This window comes from Collinsella sp. AF38-3AC (assembly GCF_003474365.1).
In the GTDB taxonomy this organism is placed as follows: domain Bacteria; phylum Actinomycetota; class Coriobacteriia; order Coriobacteriales; family Coriobacteriaceae; genus Collinsella.
Genome location: NZ_QROM01000022.1, coordinates 25955 through 34161 on the forward strand (window position 1 = coordinate 25955; position 8207 = coordinate 34161).

General features: G+C 62.8%; 8 protein-coding genes. 6 read left to right on the top strand and 2 right to left on the bottom strand.

Features of this window, described 5'->3' with window-relative positions; all coding sequences use genetic code 11:
- Nucleotides 1-10 precede the first annotated feature (10 nt).
- From sufB to sufU, 4 genes are read left to right on the top strand one after another with little or no spacing between them, the layout of a single operon-like run.
- The gene (gene sufB, locus DW029_RS10100) at nt 11-1423 is read left to right on the top strand and encodes a Fe-S cluster assembly protein SufB (protein WP_117794639.1); all 1413 of its coding nucleotides are present in this window, start codon (nt 11-13) and stop codon (nt 1421-1423) included.
- Nucleotides 1423-2694 carry a SufD family Fe-S cluster assembly protein gene (locus DW029_RS10105; protein WP_118346007.1) on the top strand — a complete coding sequence of 424 codons (1272 nt, stop codon included), beginning with the start codon at nt 1423-1425 and terminating at the stop codon, nt 2692-2694. The genes sufB and DW029_RS10105 overlap by 1 nt, the downstream gene beginning before the upstream one ends.
- Nucleotides 2691-4016 (top strand): aminotransferase class V-fold PLP-dependent enzyme, encoded by a 1326-nt coding sequence (locus DW029_RS10110; RefSeq protein WP_199582654.1) that lies wholly within the window; start codon nt 2691-2693, stop codon nt 4014-4016. Before DW029_RS10105 ends, DW029_RS10110 begins: the two co-directional genes overlap by 4 nt.
- Nucleotides 4009-4443 carry a Fe-S cluster assembly sulfur transfer protein SufU gene (gene sufU / locus DW029_RS10115; protein ID WP_118346008.1) on the top strand — a complete coding sequence of 145 codons (435 nt, stop codon included), beginning with the start codon at nt 4009-4011 and terminating at the stop codon, nt 4441-4443. The genes DW029_RS10110 and sufU overlap by 8 nt, the downstream gene beginning before the upstream one ends.
- A gap of 65 nt (nt 4444-4508) precedes the next feature.
- Here the strand turns inward: sufU and DW029_RS10120 are convergent, their stop codons facing one another.
- A complete protein-coding gene (locus tag DW029_RS10120; protein WP_118346009.1) occupies nt 4509-5309 on the bottom strand; it encodes a transposase in 801 nt (266 codons plus the stop codon).
- A 403-nt stretch (nt 5310-5712) separates the two neighbouring features.
- On the opposite strand from DW029_RS10120, the gene DW029_RS10125 reads away from it, so the two are divergent.
- The gene (locus tag DW029_RS10125) at nt 5713-6447 is read left to right on the top strand and encodes an iron-sulfur cluster assembly scaffold protein (RefSeq protein WP_006235554.1); all 735 of its coding nucleotides are present in this window, start codon (nt 5713-5715) and stop codon (nt 6445-6447) included.
- Between the two features lie 18 nt (nt 6448-6465).
- A complete protein-coding gene (locus tag DW029_RS10130) occupies nt 6466-7470 on the top strand; it encodes a GGGtGRT protein (protein WP_117640944.1) in 1005 nt (334 codons plus the stop codon).
- Nucleotides 7471-7668: 198 nt separating this feature from the next.
- On the opposite strand, the gene DW029_RS10135 is transcribed toward DW029_RS10130, so the two are convergent.
- The gene (locus DW029_RS10135; protein WP_158572672.1) at nt 7669-8067 is read right to left on the bottom strand and encodes a transposase; all 399 of its coding nucleotides are present in this window, start codon (nt 8065-8067) and stop codon (nt 7669-7671) included.
- Between the last annotated feature and the right edge of the window lie 140 nt (nt 8068-8207).

An 8207-nucleotide genomic window follows, 5' to 3' on the forward strand; every position in this document is an offset into this window, starting at 1 on the left:
GGGCGACGCAATGACCAAGAACCGCACCGAGGTCGCGGACATTGACCGCAGCCTCTACGACTTCACCTATGGCGAGGAGGGATTCGAGCGCCTCGACGCCGGCATCACACCCGACATCGTGCGCGAGATCAGCGCCAAGAAGGACGAGCCGCAGTGGATGCTCGACCTGCGCTTAAAGTCCCTCGAGATCTTCAACCGCTTCCCCAACCCGACGTGGGGCCCCTCCATCGAGGGCCTGGACATGGACAACATCGTCACCTACGTCAAGCCCAACACCGACCAAAAGCACGACTGGGAGTCGGTGCCCGACGACATCAAGAACACCTTTGAGCGCCTGGGCATCCCCGAGGCCGAGCGCAGCTATCTGGCGGGCGTCGGCGCGCAGTACGACTCCGAGCTGGTCTACCACAACATGCAGGACACGGCGTCCAAGATGGGCATCGTCTACTCCGGCATCGAGGAGGCCCTGCACGATCCGCAGTGGGAGCCGCTCATCCACGAGAAGTTCATGACGCTCATCCCGCCCACCGACCACAAGTTTGCGGCCCTGCACGGCGCCGTGTGGTCGGGCGGCTCGTTTGTCTACGTGCCCAAGGGCACCAAGCTCGACTTTCCGCTTCAGAGCTACTTCCGCCTCAACGCCAAGGGCGCCGGCCAGTTTGAGCACACGCTCATCATCGTCGAGGACGACGCCGACCTACACTTTATCGAGGGTTGCTCCGCGCCCAAATACAACGTGGCCAACCTCCACGCCGGCGCCGTCGAACTCTTTGTGGGCAAGCGTGCGCACCTGCGCTACTCGACCATCGAGAACTGGTCCAAGAACATGTACAACCTCAATACCAAGCGTGCGCGCGTGGACGAGGACGGCGACATCGAGTGGATCAGCGGCTCTTTCGGCAGCCACGTGGGCTACCTCTACCCCATGAGCGTGCTCAACGGCCGCCGCGCCCGCTCGAGCTTTACCGGCATCACCTTTGCCGGCGCCGGGCAGAACCTCGACACCGGCTGCAAGGTCGTGCTCAACGCCCCCGAGACCTCGGCGACCGTCGAGACCAAGGGCATCTCCAAGAGCGGCGGCATCCAGACGTTCCGCAGCTCTATTGTGGCGACACCCAAGGCCGAGGGTTCCAAGGCAACCGTGAGCTGCCAGTCGCTGATGCTCGACGACCAGAGCCGCTCCGACACTATTCCGGCCATGGACATCCGCGCCAAGAACGTCGACATCGGCCACGAGGCCACCATCGGCCGCATCGGCGACGACAAGGTGTTCTACCTGATGAGCCGCGGTATCTCGGAGGAAGAGGCCCGCACCATGATCGTCAACGGCTTTGCCAACCCGGTCTCCAAGGAGTTGCCGCTTGAGTACGCCGTCGAGATGAACAACCTGATCAAGCTCGAGATGGAAGGAGCGATCGGATAATGAAACAGACCACCAACACCGCTGCTACCGCCCTTGAGCAGGTCAATGCGATGCCGGCTGCCACTTGGGGTTGGCTCAAGATGAACCAGACCAAACTCGAGCTCTCTGACGAGCTTGCCGCCGCTCCCGCCGAGACCATTGAGGTTGAGGGCTTGGACGAGCAGTTTGCTGGCGTGGCAGACGCGTTCGACGCCGCCATGGACGCCATGGCCGAGCGCTTCCCCGAGCGCCGCGCCTCCGCCCCGGGTGATGCCGCCGACCGCGCCCGCATCACGCCCGAGACCGAGCTCGACGTGCCCGCCACCTCCGTCTACCAGGCCGGTGCCATTAAGCTGGAGGAGGAGCTCTCCCCCGCTGAGGCCTTCGAGACTGGCATGGGCGAGGCTGCCTACACCTACCTGGCCGACCACGCCACCAAGCGCGTCGTCATCGATGTGCCCGCATACAAGCACGCCACGGTTACCGTGCGCGTGAGCGGTGTCGATGCAGCCGCGGCCATCGCCGCCATCGACGTCGTCGACCGTCCCCAGTCGACGCTCGACCTGCAGATCGCCCTGGACTCCCCCGTTGCCGGCGAGGGCGTCGTGGGTTCTGTGCTACGCGTGTGCGCCCACGAGTACGCCACCGTCAACGTGGCCTGCACGCAGACGCTCGACGATAGCTGGATCGCGCTCGACGACACCGGCCTGTTCCTGGACGAGGGCGCGCGCGTCAACGTGCAGCACACCGTTCTGGGTGCTGGCGCCAGCGCCACCGGCCTTGCCGGCGACCTGCTGGGCGATACCGCCAAGGTCACCATCGATACCGATTACCTGGGCGCCCGCGATCAGGTGCGCGATTTTAACTACGAGCTGCGCCACCGCGGTCGCAAGACCGAGTGCGAGATCGACGCCAACGGCGTGCTGACCGGCACGTCCAAGAAGGTCTACCGCGGCACCATCGACCTCGTGCACGGCTGCAAGGGTGCAACCGGCACCGAGCGCGAAACGGTGCTTTTGGCCAACAAGGGCGTCGACAACAAGACCGTTCCCGTCATCCTCTGCGACGAGGACGACGTCGCCGGTAATCACGGCGCTACCATCGGTCACGTCCGCGACGAGCAGCTGTTCTACCTCGCCTGCCGCGGCCTTGACCAAAACGCCGCCGAGGACCTGTTCATCCGCGCCAAGCTGGAGGACGCCGTGCTTTCTGCCACCGACGAGCGCGCCCGCGCCGCCGTCGTCCGCCTGGGCAACAACCTGATCGACAACTTTGAGGAGGAGCTCGCATGATCGACACCGAGCACGTTAAATGCGATACCTGTACTGCCCCCGAGCCCATGGAGCTCGACGCCAGCGACGAGGCTTCGCGCGGCTGGCCCACTGTGGACATCGAGACCAACCCCTACAAGGGCCAGTTCCCGCTGTTCCAGCAGCACCCCGAGATCGCCTTCCTCGATAGCGCCGCCACCGCGCAGCGCCCTGCCTGTGTGCTCGACGCCGAACGCGACTTCTATCAGCGCATGAACGCCAATCCCCTGCGCGGCCTGTACTCGCTGTCCGTCGAGGCCACCGACGCCATCGCAAAGGTGCGCCAGCAGATCGCCGACCTCATCGGCGCCGCCCAGGCCAACGAGGTCGTCTTCACCCGCAACACGAGCGAGTCGCTCAACCTGGTCGCCAAGAGCTTTGCGCCCACGGTCCTCGAACCGGGCGACGAGGTCGTCATCACTATCATGGAGCACCACTCCAACCTGATTCCGTGGCAGCAGGTCTGCCGCGAGACCGGCTCCAAGCTCGTCTACCTCTACCCCACCAAGACCGGTCAGCTCACCACCGAGGAGGTTCTTGCCAAGGTGGGTCCCAAGACCAAGATTCTGGCCGTGGGTCAGGTCTCTAACGTGCTGGGCGTCGAGAACCCGGTCAAGAACCTCGGCAAGCTCGTGCACAAATACGGCGGCTATCTGGTTGTCGACGGCGCGCAGTCGCTGCCGCACATGCCGGTCGATGTGGCCGACCTGGGCGCCGATTTCTTTGCCTTTAGCGCGCACAAGGCCATGGGCCCCATGGGCATCGGCGTGCTGTGGGGCAAGATGGACCTGCTCAACGCCATGCCGCCCATGCTCACCGGCGGCGAGATGATCGATTCGGTCACCGAGCAGGACGCCGTCTGGGCTCCTGTCCCCGAGAAGTTCGAGGCAGGTACGCAGGACGCCGCCGGCATCTTCGCCACAGGCGCGGCGCTTGATTACCTGGTCAACACGGTAGGCTACGAAAACATCCGGGCACGCGAGCAGGCACTCGTGCACTACCTGATGGGCGAGCTCATGCAGCTCGACTTTGTCCAGATCATCGGATCCATCTATTGGGACAACCATCACGGCGTCGTGAGCTTTAACGTCCGCGGCATCCACCCGCACGACGTCGCGAGCATCATGGACATGGACGGCGTCTGCATCCGCGCCGGTCACCACTGCGCGCAGCCGCTGCTCACCTGGCTGGGCGTCGAGAACCTCGCCTGCTGCCGCGCCAGCGTGGCCTTCTACAACGACAAGGCCGACATCGACAAGTTCATCGCCGGTCTGCATCACGTTTGGAGCACGTTCAATGGGTAATCTGTACACCTCCACCACATTTATGGAGCACAACTCGCACCCCGACTATAAGTACGAGATGGATGCCCCCACGCACGAGCACGACGGCATCAACCCCAGCTGCGGGGACGAGCTCACCTTGCAGCTGCGCGTCGAGAACGACGTGATCGAGGAGGCCTCGTTTACCGGTCACGGCTGCGCCATCAGTCAGGCCAGCGCTGACATCATGGCCGACCTCATCACCGGCGAGACCGTTGAGGAAGCTCGCCGCCTGGCAGAGCTCTTCCTCGCCATGATCCGCGGCGAGAAGCTCTCCGAGGAGGACCTGGAAGACCTGGACGAGGCCGCCCAGCTCCAGGACATCTCGCACATGCCCGCCCGCGTCAAATGCGCCGAGCTCGCCTGGCGCACCCTCGACGGCATGCTCACGGGACAAAATAATCAGTAGTATTTGTCCCAAATCTTAAGAATTATGTTGGCCGAATCGCTTGACAAGAGCGGTTCGGCCATTGTCTACTCCGAGCCCTCAGCCTGAGCCTTCACCCGAGCATAAGCGCGCACGATACGAGAGACGGTACTCTTGCTGATTCCCGTATAGCGTTCAATCTCGCGCACCGTGTAGCCGCCATCGTGCAGGACGAAAATGATTCCGTCTCGACGCGACGGTGCTACGGTCTTGAGTTCGTTGAGCGGCACGCCCAGGCGCTTCGCCATCTTGTCGGCAAACGCACGCCGCTCCCACTCCGTCTCATCCATATCGTGAATCACCGGATCGGAACCATCGGGCGTCGACAGAGAATAATCAAGAAACCCCTTGGCAGACTCAAAGAGCTCGAGCACACAAGAAGGGTCGGAAAATCCTCTCGTCATATCGTTGTCATACGCTCGCAGATACTCGGCAAAGCTGCTCCACGGATAGCGCTCGATCAGGGCGACACCCGCCTCCTGCGGATTAGCATGAACATAGCGAATCGCGGCCATTAGATGTCGGTCGGTATCGAGCGAGCGCCGGTCAAAACGGTTCTGGAACAGATGGCCCGTTCGCCCCGTGCGTTTATTGAACCGCCGCGCGTACGTCAAAAGCAGCCGGTGCATCGCCGCGCTCATCGCGTCCTCGTAATCTGCAAGCACAAGATGCACGTGATTGCCCATAAGGCACCAGGCGATAACCGTCACGCCCGCCTCGCGGCAGCAGTCACGCATCAGTTCCAAAAACTCCCACCGGTCTTCGTCGCCCTCAAAGATGAGCTGCTTGCCCGTACCGCGGGCACAGACATGGTAAAAGCCGGTAACCGTTCTCCAAACGCGCTGCATGGCGCTCCCTTCGCCGGGATCTGCTTGCCATCTAATACAGCACGATTGAAGCGTGCCATCAAAACATCCACGCAAAACAATAGACTCGCGCGGCCAAAGGCGGTAAATAGGCGGCGAACGGCACCGTTGCAACAGGTCAGCCCCCGCAACGCATACAAGAGCTGACCAAAAGCTTGCCCAAGACGAACCCCCTCTACGGAAGTTCGCGACCACAGAACATAGAGTTAAACCGTTTCAATTTAAACTTCCGGACTTCTCGCTACGAAAACTGAGCCGTTCGCCGAATATTCCGTGCATTTCGCGGTATTATAGGGGCTGCATGTCATGTCCCTTTCGAAGGGTCGCCCGGCAATCGCCAGCCACGACCCCCAGACGGGACGCCAACACGATAGAGAGGAGAGGCATGCAGTACTCACAGGAAGTGGAGAACATGTGCCCCGTTGCCAAGGGTGCATACCACGGCCCCGCACCCATCCCCGAGGAGGGCAAGTGGGTCCAGGCTAAGGAGATTTCCGACATCTCCGGTCTTACGCACGGTGTGGGTTGGTGCGCACCTCAGCAGGGCGCCTGCAAGCTCACGCTGAACGTCAAGGACGGCATCATCGAGGAGGCCCTCGTTGAGACCATCGGCTGCTCGGGCATGACCCACTCTGCCGCCATGGCTTCCGAGATCCTTCCCGGTAAGACCATCCTCGAGGCCCTCAACACCGACCTCGTCTGCGACGCCATCAACGTTGCTATGCGCGAGATCTTCCTGCAGATCGTTTACGGCCGCAGCCAGACCGCGTTCTCCGAGGGCGGCCTGCCCGTGGGCGCCTCCCTCGACGACCTCGGCAAGGGCCTTCGCTCTCAGGTCGGCACCATGTTCGGCACCAAGGCCAAGGGCGCTCGTTACCTCGAGCTCGCTCAGGGCTACGTCACCCGCATGGCTCTCAACGACAAGAACGAGATCATCGCATTCGAGTTCCTGAACCTCGGCAAGTTCACCGACGCCGTCAAGGCCGGCAAGACCCCCGAGGAGGCCATCGCTGGCGCTATGGGCCACTATGGTCAGTGGGAGAACGCTGCCAAGTACATCGACCCGCGCACCGACGAGGAGACTCACTCCGTCGCCAGCGTGTTCCCGGTTCACGAGTAGAAAGGGAGGGAAATAACTATGACTGTTACGTTCGAAGGTTACGAGCGCCGCGCTGACAAGATCAACAAGTGCCTCGCCGACAACGGCATCGCCTCCCTCGAGGAAGCTCTGCAGATCTGCACCGACAAGGGCTTCAACCCGCGTGAGATCGTCAACAACACCCAGTCCATCGCCTTCCAGAACGCCGAGTGGGCTTACACCCTCGGTTGCGCTCTCGCTGTCAAGCGTGGCGCCAAGTCCGCTTCTGAGGCTGCCGCTATCATCGGCGAGGGCATCCAGGCCTTCACCGTTCCCGGCTCCGTCGCCGAGGACCGCAAGGTCGGTCTGGGCCACGGCAACCTGGGCGCTATGCTGCTCTCCGACGACACCGAGTGCTTCGCCTTCCTGGCTGGCCACGAGTCCTTCGCTGCCGCTGAGGGCGCCATCGGCCTGGCTCTGAACGCCAACAAGGCTCGTAAGAAGCCGCTGCGCGTTATCCTGAACGGTCTGGGCAAGGACGCCGCCCAGATCATCGCCCGCATCAACGGCTTCACCTATGTGAAGACCCAGTTCGACTACTACACGGGCGAGCTCAAGGTCGTCGAGACCATCCCCTACTCCGATGGTCCCCGCGCTGCCGTTAACTGCTACGGCTCCGACGACGTCCGTGAGGGCGTTGCCATCATGTGGCACGAGAACGTCGATATCTCGATCACCGGTAACTCCACCAACCCCACGCGCTTCCAGCACCCCGTCGCTGGCACCTACAAGAAGGAGCGCATCGAGGCTGGCAAGAAGTACTTCTCCGTCGCTTCTGGTGGCGGCACTGGCCGTACCCTGCACCCGGACAATATGGGCGCCGGCCCTGCCTCTTACGGCATGACCGACACCATGGGCCGTATGCACTCCGACGCCCAGTTCGCCGGTTCTTCCTCCGTGCCTGCGCACGTTGACATGATGGGTCTCATCGGCATGGGCAACAACCCCATGGTCGGTGCCACCGTCGCCTGCGCTGTCGCCGTCGAGGAGGCCCTCAAGGCCTAATCGCGCCCGCGCGATGCTCATATAGTTGAGCTTTAGAGCCGCTACCCACCCGGGTAGCGGCTCTTTTTTCTTCCAGAGGGGTAGCTAATTTGGGACGTGTCTCTATAGTTTTGTCAACCGCCTGCTTCGCGACATTTCGGCATGGCGCATCCGGGCGCCTCGCGCCCCCTCTCCCTCTTCGGTTGACCTCGCCGTCCGCTAGGCCGCGTACGGGACGGCGTCTCGCATGATCGCGTAGATGACCTTGAGCCTCTTCCTCGCGACCGCCTTCAGCGCCTTGCTGTGCCTCATCCCCCTCGCCCTGCACTCCCCGTAGTACCTCCCGAACCTGTTGTCCGTGCCGATGAGGGAGTTGCAGCTGAATATGAGCAGGTTCTTGAGCTGCCTGTTCCCGCCGCGCTGCGGCGACGTCGACCTGATGCTGCTCCCGGAGCGCCTGTCGGACGGCGCCACGCCGCAGTAGCTCGCGAGCTCGTCGTGCCCCCTGAACGCGGATATGTCGATCGACGTCACCAGCGCCGCGGCGGTCTTGGGGCCGATCCCGGGCACCGTGAGGAGGCACTCGTAGACCTCGTCGCCCGCCAGCGAGTCGGCCACGAGCGAGTCGAGCTCCTCGATGTCGGCGTCGAGGGAGGCTATCTCCCGGGCGAGTATCCGGACCGCGACGTCCTCGCCGGCCGGCAGCTGACCTGTATCGTCTTTTCGGACACGCGTTCAAGAGGAACCTATTTTCCCCT